The organism is Kosakonia sp. (genome assembly GCF_032104925.1).
Classification (GTDB): Bacteria; Pseudomonadota; Gammaproteobacteria; order Enterobacterales; family Enterobacteriaceae; genus Kosakonia.
The window spans coordinates 47,046-68,455 of sequence record NZ_DAMCGF010000009.1; the positions used below are offsets into that span (position 1 = coordinate 47,046).

At 57.5% G+C, this 21,410-nt stretch carries 20 protein-coding genes; 16 read left to right on the forward strand and 4 right to left on the reverse strand.

From position 1 onward, the window contains the following. Positions 1-93: 93 nt before the first annotated feature. The 14 genes from RT644_RS17315 (at position 94) to focA (ending at position 15,204) form a co-directional block, all read left to right on the forward strand. Positions 94-666, forward strand: a complete 573-nt coding sequence (locus RT644_RS17315) for a glycine cleavage system transcriptional repressor (RefSeq protein ID WP_017458947.1) — start codon at positions 94-96, stop codon at positions 664-666. Beyond that, complete coding sequence (gene bcp, locus RT644_RS17320) at positions 666-1,136, forward strand: thioredoxin-dependent thiol peroxidase (RefSeq protein ID WP_020454679.1); 471 nt, start codon at positions 666-668, stop codon at positions 1,134-1,136. Before RT644_RS17315 ends, bcp begins: the two co-directional genes overlap by 1 nt. Positions 1,137-1,404: 268 nt before the next feature. Continuing rightward, positions 1,405-2,025 (forward strand): 4Fe-4S dicluster domain-containing protein, encoded by a 621-nt coding sequence (locus RT644_RS17325; RefSeq protein ID WP_045510338.1) that lies wholly within the window; start codon positions 1,405-1,407, stop codon positions 2,023-2,025. Beyond that, entirely contained in the window at positions 2,025-4,046 is a 2,022-nt protein-coding gene (gene hyfB / locus RT644_RS17330; protein WP_313627372.1) for a hydrogenase 4 subunit B, read from the forward strand. The genes RT644_RS17325 and hyfB overlap by 1 nt, the downstream gene beginning before the upstream one ends. 13 nt (positions 4,047-4,059) lie before the next feature. After that, positions 4,060-5,007: a respiratory chain complex I subunit 1 family protein gene (locus RT644_RS17335; RefSeq protein ID WP_313627373.1), complete on the forward strand. Its 948-nt coding sequence runs from the start codon at positions 4,060-4,062 to the stop codon at positions 5,005-5,007. Positions 5,008-5,023: 16 nt separating this feature from the next. Further along, entirely contained in the window at positions 5,024-6,463 is a 1,440-nt protein-coding gene (locus RT644_RS17340; protein ID WP_313627374.1) for a hydrogenase 4 subunit D, read from the forward strand. Positions 6,464-6,474: 11 nt separating this feature from the next. After that, positions 6,475-7,125 (forward strand): hydrogenase 4 membrane subunit, encoded by a 651-nt coding sequence (gene hyfE, locus RT644_RS17345; RefSeq protein WP_017458953.1) that lies wholly within the window; start codon positions 6,475-6,477, stop codon positions 7,123-7,125. A 4-nt stretch (positions 7,126-7,129) separates the two neighbouring features. Next, positions 7,130-8,713: a hydrogenase 4 subunit F gene (hyfF, locus tag RT644_RS17350; protein WP_175273315.1), complete on the forward strand. Its 1,584-nt coding sequence runs from the start codon at positions 7,130-7,132 to the stop codon at positions 8,711-8,713. Positions 8,714-8,733: 20 nt separating this feature from the next. Then, a complete protein-coding gene (locus RT644_RS17355; protein WP_114413887.1) occupies positions 8,734-10,443 on the forward strand; it encodes an NADH-quinone oxidoreductase subunit C in 1,710 nt (569 codons plus the stop codon). 11 nt (positions 10,444-10,454) lie between these two features. Then, positions 10,455-11,003 (forward strand): hydrogenase 4 subunit H, encoded by a 549-nt coding sequence (gene hyfH / locus RT644_RS17360; protein WP_020454686.1) that lies wholly within the window; start codon positions 10,455-10,457, stop codon positions 11,001-11,003. Further along, positions 11,000-11,776 carry an NADH-quinone oxidoreductase subunit B family protein gene (locus RT644_RS17365; protein ID WP_020454687.1) on the forward strand — a complete coding sequence of 259 codons (777 nt, stop codon included), beginning with the start codon at positions 11,000-11,002 and terminating at the stop codon, positions 11,774-11,776. Before hyfH ends, RT644_RS17365 begins: the two co-directional genes overlap by 4 nt. Continuing rightward, entirely contained in the window at positions 11,769-12,182 is a 414-nt protein-coding gene (locus RT644_RS17370; RefSeq protein WP_097407632.1) for a formate hydrogenlyase maturation HycH family protein, read from the forward strand. The genes RT644_RS17365 and RT644_RS17370 overlap by 8 nt, the downstream gene beginning before the upstream one ends. A gap of 109 nt (positions 12,183-12,291) precedes the next feature. Then, the gene (locus tag RT644_RS17375) at positions 12,292-14,241 is read left to right on the forward strand and encodes a sigma 54-interacting transcriptional regulator (protein WP_313627375.1); all 1,950 of its coding nucleotides are present in this window, start codon (positions 12,292-12,294) and stop codon (positions 14,239-14,241) included. A gap of 105 nt (positions 14,242-14,346) precedes the next feature. Further along, the gene (focA, locus tag RT644_RS17380; protein ID WP_313627376.1) at positions 14,347-15,204 is read left to right on the forward strand and encodes a formate transporter FocA; all 858 of its coding nucleotides are present in this window, start codon (positions 14,347-14,349) and stop codon (positions 15,202-15,204) included. 40 nt (positions 15,205-15,244) lie between these two features. Here the strand turns inward: focA and RT644_RS17385 are convergent, their stop codons facing one another. Then, on the reverse strand, positions 15,245-16,309 hold the full coding sequence (locus tag RT644_RS17385) for an AI-2E family transporter (protein WP_017458961.1): 1,065 nt from the start codon (positions 16,307-16,309) through the stop codon (positions 15,245-15,247). A 222-nt stretch (positions 16,310-16,531) separates the two neighbouring features. On the opposite strand from RT644_RS17385, the gene bepA reads away from it, so the two are divergent. Together bepA and arsC are read left to right on the forward strand one after the other, a co-directional pair. Beyond that, complete coding sequence (gene bepA, locus RT644_RS17390) at positions 16,532-17,998, forward strand: beta-barrel assembly-enhancing protease (RefSeq protein ID WP_160269190.1); 1,467 nt, start codon at positions 16,532-16,534, stop codon at positions 17,996-17,998. Between the two features lie 12 nt (positions 17,999-18,010). Next, positions 18,011-18,367, forward strand: a complete 357-nt coding sequence (gene arsC, locus RT644_RS17395) for an arsenate reductase (glutaredoxin) (protein WP_020454692.1) — start codon at positions 18,011-18,013, stop codon at positions 18,365-18,367. Positions 18,368-18,398: 31 nt separating this feature from the next. Here arsC and RT644_RS17400 read toward each other — a convergent pair whose 3' ends face one another. The 3 genes from RT644_RS17400 to upp form a co-directional block, all read right to left on the reverse strand. Further along, entirely contained in the window at positions 18,399-19,100 is a 702-nt protein-coding gene (locus tag RT644_RS17400) for a DnaA inactivator Hda (RefSeq protein ID WP_065370367.1), read from the reverse strand. A 99-nt stretch (positions 19,101-19,199) separates the two neighbouring features. Beyond that, positions 19,200-20,489 (reverse strand): uracil permease, encoded by a 1,290-nt coding sequence (uraA, locus tag RT644_RS17405; protein WP_045510364.1) that lies wholly within the window; start codon positions 20,487-20,489, stop codon positions 19,200-19,202. Between the two features lie 109 nt (positions 20,490-20,598). After that, positions 20,599-21,225 (reverse strand): uracil phosphoribosyltransferase, encoded by a 627-nt coding sequence (gene upp, locus RT644_RS17410; RefSeq protein WP_017458966.1) that lies wholly within the window; start codon positions 21,223-21,225, stop codon positions 20,599-20,601. Between the last annotated feature and the right edge of the window lie 185 nt (positions 21,226-21,410).

A 21,410-nucleotide genomic window follows, 5' to 3' on the forward strand; every position in this document is an offset into this window, starting at 1 on the left:
AAAAGCAAGAGACCTGAGGCTCTGTGGCGGTTGTATGCCGGTTTTTTTTATGCTTTCCTTATGATTACCTCATGTTTGACAGGAAGCTCAGGTTTGACAACCTCATCACAACACTTTTTGGTTATCACTGCGCTGGGGGCCGACCGGCCTGGCATTGTGAACACGATCACACGCCACGTCAGCAGCTGCGGCTGTAATATCGAAGACAGCCGTCTGGCGATGCTGGGGGAAGAATTCACGTTTATAATGCTGCTTTCGGGTTCGTGGAACGCCATCACCCTTATCGAATCGACGTTGCCGCTGAAAGGCGCAGAGCTGGATTTGCTGATTGTGATGAAACGTACCGATGCCCGTCCGCGTCCTGATATGCCAGCCACCGTGTGGGTGCAGGTTGAAGTCCCCGATTCGCCCCACCTGATTGAGCGTTTCACTGCGCTTTTCGACGCACACGAAATGAATATTGCGGAGTTAGTCTCCCGTACACAGCCCGGTAATCTTACCGTTGCGCCAACGTTATTTATCCAGATAACCGCTCATAGCCCCGCGTCACAGGACGCGTCAAATATTGAGCAGGCGTTCAAAGCCCTATGTACAGAATTGAACGCGCAAGGCAGTATAAACATCGTCAACTATTCCCAGCATGATGAACAGGATGGAGTTAAGTAATGAATCCACTGAAAGCCGGTGATATCGCACCGAAATTTAGCTTGCCCGATCAAGACGGTGAACAAGTAAATTTGGCCGACTTCCAGGGACAGCGTGTTCTGGTCTATTTCTACCCGAAAGCCATGACACCAGGCTGTACTGTCCAGGCCTGTGGCCTGCGCGATAACATGGATGAGTTAAAGAAAGCGGGTGTGGAAGTGCTGGGTATCAGCACCGACAAACCAGAGAAACTTTCCCGCTTTGCCGAAAAAGAGCTGCTCAACTTTACGCTGCTCTCTGATGAAGACCACCAGGTCTGCGAGCAGTTTGGCGTCTGGGGTGAAAAAACCTTTATGGGTAAAACCTACGACGGCATCCACCGTATCAGCTTCCTCGTGGATGCTGACGGTAAAGTTGAACATGTGTTTGATGACTTCAAAACCAGCAATCACCACGACATCGTGGTTAACTGGCTGAAAGAGAACGCCTGACAGCAACGCACCTTTTCTCAGGGCGGCCCTATCGGGTACGCCCTTTCCTTTGCCGCCCCCCTGCAAATAGTTGACCACGATCACACTTCCCACCCTGATGTCGACACTTGTGCCGACAGGTTAATTTTCGCTCTACGCTGACCATCACTTTTGTTCGCCCCTCGATCCCCAAAAATTCACAACCATTTGAAATTTAACGATTTATAACTTTGGCACAGCTTATGCTAAAGCAGGCTCAATGTTTTTACCTCGATTCCAGGGAGCCGAAATGAACCGCTTTGTGATTGCCGATCCCGAGTGGTGTATAGGATGCAATACCTGCCTTGCCGCCTGCTCGGATGTGCATAAAAGCCAGGGACTGCAACACCATCCCCGGCTGACACTCGTGCGCACCCCCACCAAAACCGCGCCGATACTGTGCCGCCACTGTGACGACGCGCCATGCAAACAGGTGTGTCCGGTTAATGCCATTTCGTTTCGGGATGATGCCGTTTATCTCAACGAAACGCTGTGCATTGGCTGCAAACTGTGTGGGCTGGTGTGTCCGTTCGGGGCGATCACGCCCGCCGGCAGCCGCCCGCTTAATATTCCCGCCCGTTACGAGCATCACATTGCCGAAGAACAACTGCGCGATGTACCCGGCAGTGCGCCCAACGATCACCCCTTTTTACGCTGGAACGCGGGGGTGCAAACCATCGCAGTGAAATGCGATCTCTGCGACTTTCTGCCCGAAGGCCCTGCCTGTGTACGGGCTTGCCCCACGCAGGCGCTGCATCTGGAAACGGAAAACACACTGCATAAACAGCTCAAGGCCCGTCGGGAGCTGGCCGCGCTGAGTTCAACCGATGTGACCTTCCCTCCTCTTCCCTCTTCGCCGGAGCAACGCTAATGGATGCCCTGCAATTATTGATGTGGTCAATCGTGGTGTACGTCGCCGGAGGCTTCCTGTCGTTGTTGCTTGCCCGCAGTCAGGAACTGGCGATCAACGTCGCCGGGATCGCCGCCATGATTGGCGGCGTGCTGGGGATCGCCAGCGCCCTGAGCGCATTGCACGGCGGCGTGCCGCTGAGTTTTCAGGCCATCGGCCCGTTTGATTTCGCCCATTTCGTGGTGCGCATGGATAACCTGAGCGCCTTTATGGTGCTCGTTATCTCACTGCTGGTCACGCTGTGCGGGCTCTATTCACTGGCCTATGTGCGGGAATACATTGGCAAAGGTGCCGGGGCGATGGGCTTTTTTATGAACCTGTTTATCGCCTCAATGGTCGGTCTGGTGGTGATGGATAACGCGTTCTGGTTCATCGTGCTGTTTGAAATGATGTCCCTCGCCTCGTGGTTTTTGGTTATCACTGACCAGGATGAAGAGTCGATCCGCGCCGGGATGCTCTACTTCTTTATCGCCCACGCCGGGTCGGTACTGATTATGATCGCCTTCTTCCTGATGTGGCGGCAGAGCGGCAGCCTCGATTTCGCCAGTTTCCGCACGCTCACGCTTGAACCAGGCACCGCGTCAGCGGTCTTCCTGCTGGCCTTTTTCGGTTTTGGCGCCAAAGCCGGGATGTTACCGCTGCACAGTTGGTTGCCGCGCGCCCATCCGGCAGCACCGTCGCACGCGTCGGCGCTGATGTCGGGCGTGATGGTGAAAATTGGTATCTTCGGCATTATCAAAGTCGGTATCGACCTGCTCGGTCACAGCGGTATTCCGTTATGGTGGGGCGTGGTGGTGCTGGCTTTTGGCGCGGTGTCGTCGGTGCTTGGCGTGCTCTACGCGCTGGCAGAGCACGACATCAAACGCCTGCTGGCATGGCACACCGTCGAGAACATCGGCATCATTTTGCTGGGCGTCGGCGTCGGCATGGCGGGCATCGCTTTACATCAACCGATGATTGCCGCTGTCGGCCTGCTCGGCGCGCTGTTCCACCTGCTTAACCACGCGCTGTTTAAAGGCCTGTTGTTTCTGGGCGCAGGCGCGATCATCTTTCGTCTGCATACCCGCGATATGGAAAAAATGGGGGCGCTCGGTAAACGGATGCCGTGGACAGCCGGCGCATTTCTGGTGGGCTGCCTTGCGATTTCCGCGATGCCGCCGCTGAACGGCTTTATCAGCGAGTGGTACACCTATCAGTCGCTGTTCTCCCTGACCCGCATTGACGCCATCATCCCGCGCCTCGCCGGCCCCATTGCCATTGTGATGCTGGCGATCACCGGTGCGCTGGCGGCAATGTGTTTTGTGAAAGTTTACGGCGTCAGTTTTTGCGGCAATGCGCGCAGTGAAAAAGCCGATCAGGCACGCGAAGTGCCGTGGCCGATGGTTGCCGCCATGTCCGTGCTGGCGCTGCTGTGCGTCGTGCTCGGCGTGGGCGCAAGCTGGGTGGCTCCGCAATTAATGCATATCGCGCTGAGCTTAACGCCACCAGCAGCGCTTGCCGCCGCTGAAGGCGCAACGCTTATCCCCGGAGATGCGCAGCAAGCGATGCTGACGCCTTCCACCGTGTTCCTGCTGTTACTGCTTTTGCCCCTGCTGCCCGGCGTGCTGTGGTTTCTCAACCGCCAGACGCGCGGCGCGTTTCGCCGCAGCGGCGATGCCTGGGCCTGCGGTTACGCGTGGGAAAAAGGCATGGCCCCTTCCGCTGGCAGCTTTACCCAGCCGCTGCGCGTGATGTTCGGCCCGCTTTACCAGCTGCGTAAACAGCTCGATCCGGCTCAGCCCTTACAGCGCAGCCTGGGCGGTATTACGCAGGCGGCAACGCGTACGGAGCCGTTCTGGGACGAGAAAATTATTCGCCCGCTGGTCAGCGCAACGCAGCGCGTGGCTCGCGTGGTGCAGTACCTGCAAAGCGGCGATTTCCGGCTCTACTGCCTGTATGTGATTGCCGCGCTGGTGATCCTGCTGCTGACGATCGCGCTGTGAGGAGGAGACAACAATGTTAGAACAGACATCTGCGTGGTCACTCGGGCTATTTGCCCTCTGCCAGGCAGCCCTATTGCTGGCGCTGACGCCGCTGTTTACCGGGGTTTCCCGGCAAATCCGCGCCCGCATGCACTCCCGAAAAGGGCCGGGGATCTGGCAGGATTACCGCGACTTACAAAAGCTGCTGAAACGCCAGGCTGTCGCACCGGCTTCCTCCGGCCTGATGTTTCGCGCCATGCCGTGGGTGTTGCTCAGCAGCATGCTGCTGGTGGCGATGACGCTGCCGCTGTTTATCCGTACCTCGCCGTTTGCCGGAGCGGGCGACTTAATCACCCTGATTTATCTCTTTGCCCTGTTCCGTTTCTTCTTTGCCCTTTCCGGGCTGGATACCGGCAGCCCCTTCTCCGGCCTCGGCGCCAGCCGCGAGCTGACGCTGGGAATCCTGGTGGAGCCGATGCTGATCCTTTCGCTGCTGGTACTGGCGTTACTGGCGGGTTCCACCCAAATCAGCGCCATCAGCAACACGCTGGCGGCGGGCTGGATGTCACCGGTCGCCACCTTTTTAGCGCTGCTGGCTTGCGGGTTCGCCTGCTTTATTGAGATGGGCAAAATCCCGTTCGACGTCGCGGAAGCGGAGCAGGAGTTGCAGGAAGGTCCACTGACCGAATACTCCGGCGCGGGTCTGGCACTGGTGAAATGGGGCGTCGGCCTGAAACAGGTCGTAATGGCCTCGCTGTTGCTGGCGCTGTTTTTCCCCTTCGGCAATGCCGTCACGCTCAGCGTGGGCGCGATGGCGCTGTCGCTGGTGATCACGCTGCTGAAACTGCTGGTGGTGTTTGTGCTGGCCTCGGTGGTGGAAAACTCGCTGGCGCGCGGGCGCTTTTTGCTGACGCACCGCCTGACCTGGCTCGGCTTCAGTCTGGCTGCGCTGTCCTATGTCCTCTGGTTAACCGGTTTGTAAGGAGCGCGGAAAAATAATGGAAACTCTTGCTCTGACGACGCTGCTGCTGCCCTTTATCGGCGCGCTGGTCGTCTCGCTTTGCCCACGGAAAACCGCGCCGCAGCTTGCCACGCTCTTCGCGCTTCTGGCAACGCTTGCCACCGTGCTGCTGGCCTGGCGCTTTTACCAGGCAGGCAGTGAAACCGCGGATATGCCGCTGCTGGCGACGGGTCAGGTGGTGCTGTTTGGTCTGTTAGTCGACCGCATCAGCACTCTGATCCTGTTTGCGGTGGTGTTTCTTGGCCTGCTGGTGGCGCTCTATTCGACCGGTTACCTGACGCGCAGCAACCGCGAGCATCCGCACGACGGCAGCAACCGTTATTACGCGTTCCTGCTGGTGTTTATCGGCGCGATGTCCGGTTTAGTGCTCTCCTCCACGCTGCTCGGGCAACTGCTGTTTTTCGAGATCACCGGCGGCTGTTCCTGGGCGCTGATTAGTTATTACCAGAGCGAAAAATCCCAGCGCGCGGCGATGAAAGCGCTGCTTATCACGCACGTCGGTTCGCTTGGCCTTTATCTGGCGGCGGCCACGCTGTTTTTGCATACCCACACTTTTGCCCTGAGCGCCATCAGTCAGCTACAAGGCCCGGCTGCCTATCTGGTGTATGGCGGCATTCTGTTTGCCGCGTGGGGCAAATCCGCCCAGTTGCCGTTACAAGCCTGGCTGCCGGATGCGATGGAAGCACCAACCCCGGTGAGCGCTTACCTACACGCCGCGTCCATGGTGAAAGTGGGTGTCTACATTTTTGCCCGCGCAATCGCCGAAGGCGGGCACATTCCCTACACCATCAGCTGGATTGGTGTCGGCATGGCGACGCTGACGCTGGTATACGGCTTTTTGATGTACCTGCCGCAAAAAGATATGAAACGGCTGCTGGCCTGGTCGACCATCTCGCAACTGGCATGGATCTTCCTCGCCCTGTCGCTGTCGACCTTCGGTTCACCGCTGGCCTTCAAAGCGGGGATTGTTTACATCTTCAACCACGCCTTTGCCAAAAGCCTGTTTTTCCTCGTGGCGGGCGCACTCAGCTACAGCTGCGGTACGCGTCTGTTGCCGCGCTTGCGCGGGGTAATGAAGACATTGCCGCTGGCGGGCATTGGCTTTTGCGTTGCCGCGCTGGCGATCACCGGCGTGCCGCCGTTTAACGGTTTCTTCAGTAAATTCCCTCTCTTCGCCGCCGGGTTTGCCCTGTCGAATGACGCCCCGATTTTACTGGCGGTGATGATTCTGGCGCTGGTGGAATCCGTCGCCAGCTTCGGCTGGTTTATTTACTGGTTCGGGCGCGTGGTGCCAGGTGAGCCGAGCGAAGAAGTGGCTCAGGCCGCACCGCTGCCGTACACGATGAAACTGGTGCTGGTGATTCTGATTGTGATGTCGCTGTGCTCAAGCGTGATCGCTGCGGCGTGGCTTGGATAAGGGAGTCGATAATGACGGGAACACTGCTTGTTAACAACCTGGCGGGGCTGATGATGTTCACCTCGCTGCTGGTCACCTGCGCCAGACGCTACTCCGTCTCCTGCTGGTTGTATGCCCTGCAATCGCTGGTGCTGGTCTCTATCTTTTTTACCCTGTCGCAGCTGCTGGACGCCGAACAGTTGCTGATGTGGTCGTTCAGCGCGTTCTTCACCAAAGTACTGCTGGTGCCGCTGATCATGGGCTACGCCTTTCGCAAGATGGCGCAATCCGGCGTTGGAGAACGGCTGTTTGGCCCGGCCACACTGGTGCTGATGGCGGCGGCAATTGTGCTGCTGTGCTGGTTTGTGGTGCGCCCGGTGCAATTACCGATGATCGCCCAGCTCAAACCGGCGCTCGCCGTTGCGCTCGGTCACTTCCTGCTTGGGCTGCTGTGCATTATTAGCCAGCGCAATATTTTGCGGCAGATCTTCGGCTACTGCCTGATGGAGAACGGCTCACACTTGGTGCTGGCGCTGCTCGCCTGGCGCGCGCCGGAGCTGGTGGAGATTGGCATCGCCACCGACGCCATTTTCGCGGTGATTGTGATGGTGCTACTGGCACGGAAAATCTGGCGCACCCACGGCACGCTGGATGTCAACACGCTGACGGCGTTGAAGGGGTAACACCATGAGCCATACCTTGATGTTCACGTTGTTACTGCTGACGCCGCTGCTGGTTTCTGCGCTGTGCTTCGCCTGCCGCCTGAGCGGCAATGCCGCGCGCACGCTGGTTACGGTGGTGCATACGCTGGGGATTTCGCTACTGCTGGTTATCGCCCTGTGGACGGTCGCGGAAGCGGTGCGCGAAGGGGAAATTTTCGCCGCCAGCCGCTGGTTGCATATCGACAGCCTGAGCGGGCTGTTCCTGTCGCTGCTGGGCGTTATCGGTTTTATCACCGGCCTCTACTCGATTGGCTATATGCGCCATGAAGTTGATCACGGTGAGATCAGCGTGCCGACGCTCTGTTACTACTACGGTTTTTTTCACCTGTTCCTGTTCACCATGCTGCTGGTGGTCACCAGCAATAACCTGATTGTGATGTGGGCGGCGATCGAAGCCACTACGCTCAGTTCCGCTTTTCTGGTCGGTATTTACGGGCAGCGCTCGTCGCTGGAAGCGGCATGGAAATACATCATCATCTGTACCGTTGGCGTGGCGTTTGGCCTGTTCGGTACGGTGCTGGTGTACGCCAATGCCGCCAGCTTTATGGCGCAGCCTGATCACGCCATTTTCTGGACCGAAGTGCTGAAAGAGAGCGGCCAGCTCGACCCGACGCTGATGGTGCTGGCGTTTGTGTTTGTGCTGATTGGTTTTGGTACTAAAACCGGGCTGTTCCCGATGCACGCGTGGCTGCCGGACGCGCACAGCGAAGCGCCGAGCCCGGTGAGCGCCCTGCTCTCGGCGGTGCTGCTCAACTGCGCCCTGCTGGTGCTGATCCGTTACTACATCATTATTTGTCATGCCATCGGGGACAGTTTCCCCAACCGGCTACTGCTGATTTTTGGCCTGCTGTCGGTGGGCGTCGCCGCGTTCTTCATTCTGGTGCAGCAGGATATGAAACGCCTGCTGGCTTATTCCAGCGTGGAAAACATGGGGCTGGTGGCCGTTGCGCTCGGCATCGGCGGCCCGCTTGGTATTCTGGCGGCGCTGCTGCACACGCTCAATCATAGTCTGGCGAAAACGCTGCTGTTCTGCGGCTCCGGCAATGTGCTGCTGAAGTACGGCACCCGCAATATGGATGTGGTGTGCGGGATGCTGAAAGTAATGCCGTTTACCGCCGTACTGCTGGGCGGCGGCGCGCTGGCGCTGGGCGGTATGCCGCCATTCAATATTTTCCTCAGTGAGTTTATGACCGTCACCGCCGGGCTGGCGGCGGAACATCTCGCCGTCACCATCCTGCTGCTGGTGTTACTGACGCTGGTGCTTGGCGGGCTGGTGCGCATGGTGGCGAAAGTGCTGTTCGCCACGCCGCCGCAGCAGGTGGCAACCGGCGAGCTGGGCTGGCTCACTACCGCGCCGATGGTGATTTTACTGGTGATGATGCTGGTGATGGGTACGCATATTCCTCAGCCGGTCAGCCGGTTACTGGCCAGCGCTGCCACCATCGTGCAGCAAAACAATGATGATCATCCCACCCAGCTTAGCTGGCTGTGGGCCAATTTTGATACCACCGCCGCATCGGCAACGCCGTCGCATCGTCAGGGAGAGTGAAAGTGAGTTATTTAGCAAGCGTGAATCTCCAGCAACCTCGCGGCAACGCCTGTCTTGCTGCATTGAAGGCGCAGTTTCCCGGCGCGGTGCTGGACGAGGAGCGCCAGACCTTCGAACAAGTCACTATAACGGTCAAAATCAATCTGTTGCCGGACATCGTGCACTACCTCTATTACCAGCATGACGGCTGGTTACCGGTGCTGTTCGGCAATGATGAACGTACCCTGAATGGTCATTACGCGGTCTACTACGCGCTGTCGATGGAAGGTGCGGAAAAGTGCTGGATTGTGGTGAAAGCGCTGGTCGATGCCGACACGCGCGAGTTCCCGTCGGTGACGCCGCGCGTACCCGCCGCGGTATGGGGCGAACGTGAGATCCGCGATATGTACGGTCTGATCCCGGTCGGTTTGCCGGATCAGCGCCGCCTGGTACTACCGGATGACTGGCCGGACGATCTGCACCCGCTGCGCAAAGACACCATGGATTACCGTCTGCGCCCGGAACCTACCAGCGACACGGAAAACTACACCTTTATCAACGATGGCGGCAATTCGGCGCGCATTGTGCCGATAGGCCCGCTGCATATCACCTCGGATGAGCCGGGGCATTTCCGTTTGTTTGTCGATGGTGAACGGATTGTCGATGCCGATTACCGCTTGTTTTATGTCCATCGCGGCATGGAGAAGCTGGCAGAAACCCGCATGGGCTACAACGAAGTGACATTCCTGTCGGACAGGGTTTGCGGCATTTGCGGCTTTGCCCACAGCGTGGCTTACACCACCTCGGTGGAAAACGCGCTCGGCATTGTGGTGCCGCAACGGGCGCACACTATCCGTTCGGTGCTGCTGGAAGTGGAACGGCTGCACAGCCATCTGCTCAACATCGGTCTTTCCAGCCACTTTGTCGGTTTTGATACCGGTTTTATGCAGTTTTTCCGCATCCGTGAAAAATCGATGACCATGGCTGAGTTGCTCACCGGTTCGCGCAAAACTTACGGTCTGAATCTGATTGGCGGTATCCGCCGCGACATTCTCAAAGAGCAGCGCGTCAAAACCATTCAACTGGTGAAAGAGATGCGCGCGGAAGTGGCGCAACTGGTCGATATGCTGCTCTCCACGCCCAACATGGCGCAGCGCACCCAGGGGGTGGGCATTCTTGACCGCCAGGTCGCACGCGATTTCAGCCCGGTCGGGCCGTTGATCCGCGGCAGCGGTTTTGCCCGCGATTTACGTTTCGATCATCCGTACGCCGACTACGGCAGCCTGCCGAAAACGCTGTTTACCTGGCCGGATGGCGACGTCTTTTCACGCGTTATGGTGCGGGTGAAAGAGGTGTTCGATTCGCTGGCAATGATTGAGTTTGCCCTTGATAACCTGCCGGATACGCCGCTGCTGACCGAAGGGTTCAGCTATCAGCCGCATAAATTCGCCCTCGGTTATGTGGAAGCGCCACGCGGCGAAGATGTGCACTGGAGCATGCTCGGCGACAACCAGAAACTTTACCGCTGGCGCTGTCGCGCGGCGACCTACGCCAACTGGCCGGTGCTGCGCTATATGCTGCGCGGCAATACCGTTTCCGATGCGCCGCTGATTATCGGCAGCCTCGATCCCTGCTATTCGTGTACCGACCGCGTGACGCTGGTGGATGTGCGCAAGCGTAAATCGACAACCGTGCCCTACAAAGAGATCGAACGTTACGGCCTTGAACGTCGCCACTCGCCGCTGAAGTAAGGAAAGAAACGATGCTGAAATTGTTGAAAACCATTCTCAGAGCGGGCGAGCCGACGGTGAAATACCCGTTCGCACCGCTGGAGGTGTGCCCGGGGTTTCGCGGCAAACCGGAACTGGATCCGCAGCAATGCATCGCTTGCGGCGCCTGTACCACCGCCTGTCCGGCGAACGCGCTCACGCTGGAAACGGATGCCGGGGAGAACAGCCGCGTCTGGCAACTGTTCATCGGCCGCTGCATCTATTGCGGGCGCTGCGAAGAGGTGTGCCCGACGCGGGCGATCCGTCTGTCGGAAGAGTTTGAACTGGCGGTCACTAACAAAGCCGATCTGTATGTGCGCGCCACCTTCCGCCTGCAGCACTGTAGCGAATGCGGCGTGCCGTTCGCGCCAGAAAAATCCGTGGCGCTGGCGGTGGAACTGCTGGCCCTGAACCAAAACGCACCGCACCAGCTTGAGAACCTGCGGGCGCAGGCCTCTCTCTGCCCGGCGTGCCGCCGACGCGCGGCGCTGGAGCATCGCGGCAGCGTTAACGTGCACTATTACCTGAAGGAGCAAGCATGAGTTCCGACCTGAAAGTGCTGAACCAGCATGTCAGCCAGCCGGTGCCGCTCGAGGAATCCGCGCAGAAAATGAAGCAGCTACTGCTGCGCGATATCCAGCGTTCTGCCTACGTTTATCGTGTCGATTGCGGCGGCTGCAACGGGTGTGAAATCGAAATTTTTGCCGCCATTACGCCGCTGTTTGACGCGGAACGCTTTGGCATCAAAGTGGTGGCTTCGCCGCGCCACGCGGATATTTTGCTGTTTACCGGCGCGGTCACGCGCGCCATGCGCATGCCTGCCCTGCGCGCCTGGGAATCGGCACCGGATCATAAAATCGCCATCTCCTACGGCGCGTGCGGCGTCGGCGGCGGGATTTTTCACGATCTCTACTGCGTGTGGGGCGGCAGCGACACCATTGTGCCGATTGATGTGTGGATCCCCGGCTGTCCGCCGACGCCAGCGGCAACCATCCACGGTTTCGCGGTGGCGCTTGGCTTGCTGGAGCAAAAACTGCACGCCGTCGACCATCAACAAGCGGCAGATGAAATTGCCAGCGTACGCTGGCCGACACTGCCACTGGCATTGCGCGTGACGCTTGAACGGCTGGCGCGCCAGCTGGCGGGTTATCGCCAGGGACGCGAGATCACCGACCAGCTCTTCGCTTTATTAACCGCAGGCGATCCCGCGCAGGCTACGCTGCGGGTAAATAACTGGCTGCAACAGGCGGCGGACCCGCGTCTGACCTCCATCGTGCAGCAACTGATGAACGAGCTGGAGCGTGCCCATGTCTGAGCAGCAAGCGAAAGTGATGTTCTGGATGCTGCGGCAGAAGTTTGTCGATAACAGCGTCGAACTGGAAGAAAAAAGTCGCCAGGTGATGTACTACTCGCTGGCGATTGGTCATCACGTTGGGGTGATTGACTGCCTCAACGTGGCGCTCGAATGCCCGCTTGATGAGTATCAGCACTGGCTAACGTTAATCGACGACGCGGATGCCAGGCGCAAAATGCAGGGGTTATTAACCTTTGGCGAAATTGTCATCGATGCCAGCCACGTGAATACGCTGGCACCGACGTGCGTGGAGTTATCAAAAACAGCAGAAGAACCCTGGCGGAGCTGGAGCCGCCAGTTGCTGCAACATTTACAGGATATGGCGCATGAACCGGCGATCTATCTGATGGTGCGGCTGCTGCGCTGAATGATTCATCACATAAATATCACCCCAGTGATTTATACGTGAAGCTTGTAACACTACAAAAATAAGGGGTAATGTACTATTTACGCTCACTATTAAGGGCGACGTATCCATGATCTTACGGCAGTTGCTGGAACAGAATACTCACACTTCGTTACTCCGGGCGTTTATCCCTTTACCGCCGCCTTTCAGCCCCGTCCAGTTTATCGAATTACGCTTAAATAACGCCCACTTCTGGCGCTGCTTTGATGATGGCAGCGTCGAAACCAGCGAGCGTGAATACGGCGGAAAAGTCAGCGACAGTTCGCTGCACCTTATTCTGCTGGCGCAAAGTGAGGCGCTGGAGTTGCGTTTTGCCCGCACCGATAGCGGCCAGTTCTCGGAGCAGGACAACACGATGTTTAGCTGGCTGGCGCGGCTGGCAAGCCAGGCACTGGAAACGCAACTTTCTCAGGTGGCGTTGAGCGAGTCGATCGAAACGCTGCGTGAAGAGCGCGACCATGATCGGGTGCTGGTGGACATTACCAACTCGGTGCTTTCGCATCTGGATCTTGACGATCTGATCGCCGATGTTTCGCAGGAAATTCACCGTTTTTTCGGTATCGATAATGTCCGCGTGGTTCTGCGCGACACGCTGCACTCCCGCCAGCTTATTTGCCATGCCACCCACTTTCCCAGCTGCCCGCCGGAAACCGAGCGCTTTGCGCTGCGCAGTGATAGCCCGGTGGTGCTGGCGGCGCTCAATGAAAATCAGGGCGCGCTGCTGCACCAGGCGCAGGATGCCGGGTTATGGCAGCGCGATCCGGTATTGCAACAGCTATTGATGCAGGGGTTAAACGTGGTGTTTATTTTGCCACTGACCTTCAGCCACCACGCGCCTGGCGTGCTGTTGCTGGCGCACCGGGACGCCTCAATTTTCAGTGAGCAAAACTGTCGATTATTGCAGCAAATTGCCGACAGAATTGGCATTGCCGTCGATAATGCCGACGCCTACCGGCAGGTGATCCATTTAAAAGAGAATCTGAACAGCGAAAACCGCAAACTGAACGAGCAAATCGCCTCCAGCCAGAGTTTTGGCGACATCATTTACCAGAGTGATGCCATGCGCGACGTGCTTCAGCAGGTCAATATTGTGGCACTGAGCGACAGTACGGTGCTGATCCTCGGTGAAACCGGCACCGGCAAGGAGATCATCGCCCGCGCGCTGCACCAGATGAGCCCGCGCAAAGACAAACCGCTGGTGAAAATCAACTGTGCCGCCATTCCCGCCAGCCTGCTGGAAAGCGAGCTGTTTGGTCACGATAAAGGCGCTTTCACCGGGGCTATTAACGCCCATCGCGGGCGCTTTGAGATGGCTGATGAAGGCACACTGTTCCTCGATGAAATTGGCGATATGCCGCTTGAGCTGCAACCGAAGCTGTTGCGGGTGTTGCAGGAGCGCGAGATCGAACGCATCGGCGGTACGAAAACCATTCCGGTTAACGTGCGGGTGATTGCCGCCACCAACCGCGATCTGCGCCAGATGGTGATTGATCGCGAATTCCGTAACGATCTGTTTTACCGCCTGAATGTGTTTCCGCTGGTGCTGCCGCCGCTACGCGAGCGGCCGGACGATATTCCGCTGCTGGCGCGTTATTTCACGCAAAAACTGGCGCGCCGCCTTAATCGCACCATTGATACCATTCCCGCCGACACCATCCAGCAACTGATGCGCTATGAGTGGCCCGGCAACGTGCGCGAGCTGGAAAACGTCATTGAACGCGCGGTGCTGCTGGCGCGCGACAACACCTTAAACCTGCATCTGCACGCCCAGCCGGTCAGCATGGTGCAGCCGGTTAGCCACGATCCCTTCCCCTTCACGCTGCCCAAAGTGGCGGAGATGATGCGCCCGGAGCCGCCGGAAAATGACGAAGCGGAACGCCAGCAAATTATTCAGGTGCTGCGCGAAACCAACGGCATTGTCGCCGGGCCGCGCGGCGCGGCCGCCAAACTCGGCATGAAACGCACCACGCTGTTATCGCGAATGCAGCGTCTCGGTATCGCCGTGCGCGAAGTGCTGTAACCCCCTTCGGGTTCTGTGAACCCGCTAACGCTCTCTGGTTTGTCGCTGGTATGCGCTATGCATAAGACGGCGGGTGTCTACTATGCATTGAATCAGGAGAATCAAATGGATACTGCCAACGCGTTTGACCTGCGACTTCCTGCGGAAATGGCAAAAGTCGCCGAGCAGTCTGGATTGTATAAAGTCAGCAAACGAAAAGAGCTGTCGTTCTTCCTCGCGATTACTGCGGGCGTGTTTATCTCGATTGCGTTTGTGTTTTACATCACCGTTACCGCCGGGCCTGCGCCTGCGACCGCGCTGGCGAAGCTGGCGGGCGGCGTCTGTTTTTCCCTCGGGCTGATTCTGGTGGTGGTCTGCGGGGCGGATCTCTTTACCTCAACCGTGCTGACGGTGATGGCCAAAGCCAGCGGGTTGATTAGCTGGCGGCAACTGTTTACCAACTGGGTGATCGTCTATTTCGGCAACCTCGTTGGGGCACTGTTTTTTGTGGCGTTGATTTGGTTTGGCGGCCAGGCCATGAACAGCAACGGCTTGTGGGGGCTGAATGTGTTGCAAACCGCTGACCATAAAATGCACCACACCTTTATCGAAGCGGTGTGCCTGGGCACGCTGTGCAATTTAATGGTCTGTCTGGCGGTGTGGATGAGTTATTCCGGCCATACGTTGACGGATAAAATCATGGCGATGTTGCTGCCAATCGGCATGTTTGTCGCCAGCGGTTTCGAGCACAGTATCGCCAACATGTTTTTGCTGCCGCTGGCGGTGATCATTCGTGACTTTTCACCACAGAGTTTCTGGACGGCGGTACACAGCTCACCAGATAACTTCCCGGCGCTGACCATCAGTAACGTGATTACCGATAACCTGCTGCCAGTGACGATTGGCAATATTATCGGCGGCGGCGTGCTGGTGGGGGTGACGTACTGGATTATCTATCTGCGTCATCAGAACGACACGCATTGAGGAGAATGCCGGGCGGCAAGCTGTCTGCCGCCCGGCAAGATTACTCTTCTGACACCGGCGGCGAATCCGGCCAGGCGTGGATCACCGCCTGAATCAGCGTCGCCAGCGGAATAGCGAAAAAGACACCCCAGAAGCCCCACAGCCCGCCGAAGATAATCACCGATAAAATGATCACCAGCGGGTGCAGGTTAACCGCTTCGGAGAACAGCACCGGCACCAGCAGGTTGCCATCCAGCCCCTGAATAATCAGATAAACGGCAAAGCAGCTCCAGAACTCAGTGCCAAGACCGAACTGGAACAGCGCCACGCCAACCACCGGAATGGTGACGACAAACGCGCCGATATAGGGGATCAGCACCGAGAAGCCGACCAGCACCGCCAGCAGCAGGGAGTAGTTGAGACCAAACAGGATAAAACCGATCCAGGTGGCGACGCCGACGACAATCATCTCCAGCACTTTGCCACGGATGTAGTTGGTGATTTGCTGGTTCATCTCTTTCCACACCTGGCCTGCCAGCCCACGGTTGCGCGGCAGCACGCGACGCACGGCGTTGAGCATCTGCTCTTTATCTTTTACCAGGAAGAAAACCATCAGCGGCACCAGCACCAGATAGACCGCCAGCGTCAGCAACCCGACCAGCGAGGCGAGCGAATATTTCACCACGGAATCGCCCATTGTCAGCATGCGGGAGCGCATGTTTTCCGCCATCGCATCGATTATCCCCGCATCCATTAACGCCGGGTAACGGCGCGGTAAGGTGGCGGCAAAATCAGAGAGCTTGCTTAACATGCCGGGCATATCACGGATCAGGTAAATCCCCTGCTGCCAGGCAACCGGCATCACCACAAACGCCATCACCAGCAGGATGCCGACAAACAGCACCAGAACGATGGTGGCAGCCCAGGTACGCGAACAGCCGATACGTTGCAGACGTGCGGTAGGCCACTCAAGCAGGTAAGCGATCACCAGCGCTACCAGCAGCGGCGCAAGAAGGCCGCTGAAGAAGAAGAGAATACAGAACCCCGCGAGCAGAATGACCAGCAGCGCAATCGCCTCCGGATCGCTGAAGCGGCGGCGATACCACTGCATTAACATTTCGAGCATAACGTTCCTTTATGAACCTCTTGAGCGGGGGTAAGGAGTGGAATTGTATCGAAATGTCACAAAAAAGACTTCGCTTTTCGTATCCTTTGCGGGAAACATAGCAATCCACTGAATACAATGTTTTTCATCCCTAAAGGCGGCTACACTCGAAGGCCGGTGAGCCGGAACGACGCCGCCGAAAGCAGGTCAACAGTGTGTCACCCCAAATACAGGAAAGAGGTTATGTTCAGGCAGTTGAAACGAACGCTGGTCGCAACCCTGATTGCCGCACTCAGTGCAGGTAGCGTTGCCCCGGCATGGGCTGATTCGATAGACAGCACGTTGCCGGATATGGGCACCTCGGCGGGAAGCACGCTCTCCATTGGTCAGGAGATGCAGATGGGCGACTATTACGTTCGCCAGCTTCGCGGCAGCGCGCCACTGATTAATGATCCGCTGCTGGTGCAGTACATTAATTCCCTCGGTATGCGTCTGGTGGCGCACGCGGATTCGGTCAAAACCCCTTTCCACTTCTATCTCGTCAATAACGATGAGATCAACGCCTTCGCCTTTTTTGGTGGCAATGTGGTGCTGCACTCCGCGCTGTTCCGTTATACGGATAACGAGAGCCAACTGGCCTCGGTGATGGCGCACGAAATCTCCCACGTCACCCAGCGCCACCTGGCGCGCGCGATGGAAGACCAAAAACGCAACGCGCCGCTGACCTGGGCGGGCGTGCTGGGTTCCATTTTGCTGGCGATGGCTAACCCGCAAGCCGGGATGGGCGCGCTCACCGGCACGCTGGCCGGTACACAGCAAGGGCTTATCAGTTTTACCCAGCAGAACGAACAGGAAGCGGACCGCATCGGTATTCAGGTGCTGCAACGCGCCGGGTTTGATCCGCAAGCGATGCCGACCTTCCTCGAAAAACTGCTGGATCAGTCGCGCTACTCCACGCGCCCGCCGGAAATTTTGCTGACGCACCCGTTGCCGGAAAGTCGCTTGTCGGATGCGCGCAACCGCGCCAACCAGATGCGTCCGGTGGTGGTGCAATCATCCGAAGAGTTCTACATGGCGAAAGCCAGAACGCTGGGCATGTACAACTCCGGGCGTAACCAGCTCACCAGTGACCTGCTGGATGGCTGGTCGAAAGGCAACGTGCGTGAACAACGCGCGGCACAATATGGTCGGGCGTTACAGGCAATGGAAGCGAAAAATTACGCCGAGGCGGCAAAAACCTTGCAGCCGCTGCTGAACGCCAGCCCGAACAATGCCTGGTATATCGACCTGGCGACCGATATCGATTTAGGGCAGAACAAAAGCGCGGACGCCATTAAACGCCTCAATGCCGCCAGCGAACTGAAAACTAACCCGGTGCTGCAACTCAACCTGGCGAACGCTTACCTGGAAGGTGGTCAGCCCGCGGAAGCCGCGCGCATTCTTAACCGTTACACCTTTACGAATAAAGAGGATGTCAACGGCTGGGATTTACTGGCGCAGGCCGAAGCGGCACTGAATAACCGCGATCAGGAACTGGCCGCGCGTGCCGAAGGGTTAGCGCTGGTAGGCAAGCTGGATCAGGCGATCACCTTGCTAAGCAGCGCCAGTTCGCAGGTGAAACTCGGCAGCCTGCAACAGGCGCGTTACGATGCGCGAATTGACCAGCTACGCGAGTTGCAGCAACGGTTCAAGCCGTACCAGAAAATGTAATAAGGAGAAGAGATGTCAGAGACGGTGAAGATTTACCATAACCCACGCTGCTCAAAGAGCCGCGAAACGCTGGCGCTGCTGAAGGAAAACGGCGTTGAGCCAGAAGTGGTGCTCTACCTCGAGACGCCGCCGGACGCAGCGACGGTGCAAAAACTGCTGAAAATGCTCGGTATGTCCAGCGCGCGCGAACTGATGCGCAGCAAAGAAGATCTCTATAAAGAATTACAGCTTAGCGATAGCGCACTGACGGAAGCGCAACTGGTGCAGGCGCTGGTGGATAACCCGAAACTGCTTGAACGCCCGATTGTCGTTAGCCACGGCAAAGCACGAATCGGTCGCCCGCCGGAGCAGGTGCTGGAGATTTTGTAGCATTAAAAAACCCTCGCCGCGTGGCGAGGGTTCAGAGTTTGAGGATCTCTTTGACGAACGGAATGGTCAGCTTGCGCTGGGCGGTGATCGACGCGCGATCCAGCTCATCCAGCGTATCGAACAGCGTGCGCATTTCTCTGTCCAGCCGCTTTAACAAAAACCGCCCCACGTCTTCCGGCAGTTCAAACCCGCGGATCCGCGCCCGCAGCTGTAAGGCTTGTAATTTGTCTTCGTCGGAGAGCGGTTGCAGCTTGTAGATTTGCCCCCAGTCCAGCCTTGAGGCCAGATCCGGCAACCCCAGATTGAGCTGGCGCGGCGGTCTGTCGCCGGTTATCAGCAAGCGGGTTTTGCCCTGTTCCAGAATGCGATTGTAGAGGTTGAAAATCGCCATCTCCCACGGCTCGTCACCGGCGACGCATTCGATATTGTCGATACACACCAGCGAGAGTTGCTCCATCCCATCCAGCACTTCCGGTACAAACCAGGTGCGCTTATCGAGCGGCACATAGCCTACGGCATCGCCGCGCTGGGAGAGTTCGGCACACGCGGCATGCAGCAAATGGCTGCGGCCCGCGCCTTCACGTGACCAGAAATAGATGTATCCGCTGTGCGCCTGGCGCAGAACGTTTTGCAGTGCCGCCAGTAAAGAGGGGTTATCACCCGGCCAGAAACTCGCAAAGGTTTCATCATCGGGTAAGTACAATGGCAGGGAGAGCTGTGCCGGCGTGTTCAGAGGTACCTCAACAAGGCTTACAAAAAACGCAGTGAGTCTATCACAAAATGTTGCAAGGTTTGAACCGGGCGCGAGGCCCGGTTCAATTCTGCACGATGTTTACGACTTCGCGACGTCATCTTCTGGCGCGTCCAGCACCACTTCTTCCGGGCGCAGTACGCTAATCAGTTTAAAGATCAGGCTCAGACCCACACCGACGATCGTCGCCAGCGCCATGCCTTTCAATTCAGCCGCGCCAATGTGCACTTTCGCGCCGCTAACGCCGATGATCAGGATAACGGAGGTGAGGATCAGGTTTTGCGCTTTGCTGTAATCCACTTTCGATTCGATCAGCACGCGGATACCGGAAGCGCCGATTACCCCGTACAGCAGCAGAGAAACACCGCCCATTACTGGCACCGGGATAATCTGGATAGCCGCCGCCAGTTTACCGACGCAGGAGAGCAGAATGGCGATAATCGCCGCGCCGCCAATCACCCAGGTGCTGTAGACGCGGGTAATCGCCATCACGCCGATGTTCTCACCGTAGGTAGTGTTCGGCGTAGAGCCGAAGAAACCGGAGATGATGGTTGAAAGGCCGTTGGCGAACATGGAGCGGTGCAAACCCGGATCGCGGATCAGATCTTTTTTGACGATATTCGCCGTCACCACCAGGTGACCGACGTGCTCGGCAATTACCACCAGCGCCGCAGGCAGAATGGTGAAAATGGCAAACCACTCAAAACGCGGCGTGTAAAACGTTGGCAGCGCGAACCAGTGCGCCTGAGCAATCGGCGTGGTATCGACAACGCCCATCGCGAAGGAGAGCGCATAACCCGCCAGCACGCCAATCAGGATCGGGATAATCGCCAGAAAGCCGCGGAACAGCACCGAGCCAAACACCGTCACGCCCAGCGTCACCAGCGAGATAATCACGGTTTTGGAATCCGCAGACTGCCCTTCCGCAGGCAGCAGACCGGCCATGTTCGCCGCCACACCCGCCAGTTCCAGACCGATGACGGCAACGATTGCGCCCATCGCCGCAGGCGGGAACATCACATCCAGCCAGCCGGTGCCCGCTTTTTTCACAATGAACGAGACGATGCAGAACAGCACGCCGCACATAATGAACCCGCCGAGCGCCACTTCGTAGCCCAGCGGCAGCAACAGCAGTACCGGGGAGATAAACGCAAAGCTGGAGCCTAAATAGGCCGGGATTTTCCCTTTACAGATAAAGATATACAGCAGCGTTCCGACACCATTGAACAGCAGCACGGTGGCCGGGTTAATGTGGAACAGGATTGGCACCAGCACGGTTGCGCCGAACATGGCGAACAGATGCTGTAAACTAAGCGGGATCGTCTGCAAAAGCGGCGGTCTTTCACTTACCCCGATAGCACGGCGCGTCATAGTGTTTTCCTCTGAGTGTTGTTGTTGTCCGCCCGTCCAAAACGGCGGGCAGTGTTATGAATTCCAAAAAAAAGCCGACTATCAAAGTCGGCTTTCGATTTCTTATCAGTTACTTCGTACCAAAGATTTTGTCGCCGGCGTCGCCGAGGCCCGGAATAATGTATCCGTGCTCATTCAGCCCCTGGTCAATCGACGCGGTGTACAGCTCAACATCCGGGTGCGCTTTTTCCAGCGCCGCCAGCCCTTCCGGCGCGGCAACCAGCACCAGCACTTTAATACTGTGGCAACCGGCATTTTTCAGCAGGTCGATGGTAGCGATCATCGAACCACCGGTCGCCAGCATCGGGTCAACAACCAGCGCCATGCGCTCGTCGATGTTGGATACCAGTTTCTGGAAGTACGGTACCGGCTCCAGCGTCTCTTCATTACGGTAGATACCCACCACGCTGATGCGCGCGCTCGGTACGTGCTCCAGCACGCCTTCCATCATGCCCAGACCTGCGCGCAGGATCGGCACTACGGTGATTTTCTTACCTTTAATTTGATCAACCTGTACCGGGCCGTTCCAGCCTTCGATGGTCACTTTTTCCGTTTCCAGATCGGCCGTTGCTTCATAGGTCAGCAGGCTGCCCACTTCTGAGGCGAGTTCACGAAAGCGTTTGGTGCTGATGTCGTTCTCTCGCATCAGGCCCAGCTTGTGTTTGACGAGTGGGTGTTTTACTTCCACGACCTTCATACTCTTCTCCTTTCCCCTGACAGGTGGCAGCCACAAAAAAAATCGCCGGATTATACCGCTTTTTCTCCGTTGCGCTACAGGAAGGCGCTTGATCGCGATCAATCAGACTGGAAAAGAGTATATCGCAAGAATCCGCCGCGCCCTTAAATAATGGACTCGCAAACGTTTGCCTTGGCTGTTAGAAT

Coding starts and splice junctions, on each gene's coding strand:
- bcp (WP_020454679.1), top strand. CDS start 666: ATGAATCCACTGAAAGCCGGTGATATCGCACCGAAATTTAGCTTGCCC.
- RT644_RS17325 (WP_045510338.1), top strand. CDS start 1,405: ATGAACCGCTTTGTGATTGCCGATCCCGAGTGGTGTATAGGATGCAAT.
- hyfB (WP_313627372.1), top strand. CDS start 2,025: ATGGATGCCCTGCAATTATTGATGTGGTCAATCGTGGTGTACGTCGCC.
- RT644_RS17335 (WP_313627373.1), top strand. CDS start 4,060: ATGTTAGAACAGACATCTGCGTGGTCACTCGGGCTATTTGCCCTCTGC.
- RT644_RS17340 (WP_313627374.1), top strand. CDS start 5,024: ATGGAAACTCTTGCTCTGACGACGCTGCTGCTGCCCTTTATCGGCGCG.
- hyfE (WP_017458953.1), top strand. CDS start 6,475: ATGACGGGAACACTGCTTGTTAACAACCTGGCGGGGCTGATGATGTTC.
- hyfF (WP_175273315.1), top strand. CDS start 7,130: ATGAGCCATACCTTGATGTTCACGTTGTTACTGCTGACGCCGCTGCTG.
- hyfH (WP_020454686.1), top strand. CDS start 10,455: ATGCTGAAATTGTTGAAAACCATTCTCAGAGCGGGCGAGCCGACGGTG.
- RT644_RS17365 (WP_020454687.1), top strand. CDS start 11,000: ATGAGTTCCGACCTGAAAGTGCTGAACCAGCATGTCAGCCAGCCGGTG.
- RT644_RS17370 (WP_097407632.1), top strand. CDS start 11,769: ATGTCTGAGCAGCAAGCGAAAGTGATGTTCTGGATGCTGCGGCAGAAG.
- RT644_RS17375 (WP_313627375.1), top strand. CDS start 12,292: ATGATCTTACGGCAGTTGCTGGAACAGAATACTCACACTTCGTTACTC.
- focA (WP_313627376.1), top strand. CDS start 14,347: ATGGATACTGCCAACGCGTTTGACCTGCGACTTCCTGCGGAAATGGCA.
- RT644_RS17385 (WP_017458961.1), bottom strand. CDS start 16,309: ATGCTCGAAATGTTAATGCAGTGGTATCGCCGCCGCTTCAGCGATCCG.
- bepA (WP_160269190.1), top strand. CDS start 16,532: ATGTTCAGGCAGTTGAAACGAACGCTGGTCGCAACCCTGATTGCCGCA.
- arsC (WP_020454692.1), top strand. CDS start 18,011: ATGTCAGAGACGGTGAAGATTTACCATAACCCACGCTGCTCAAAGAGC.
- uraA (WP_045510364.1), bottom strand. CDS start 20,489: ATGACGCGCCGTGCTATCGGGGTAAGTGAAAGACCGCCGCTTTTGCAG.
- upp (WP_017458966.1), bottom strand. CDS start 21,225: ATGAAGGTCGTGGAAGTAAAACACCCACTCGTCAAACACAAGCTGGGC.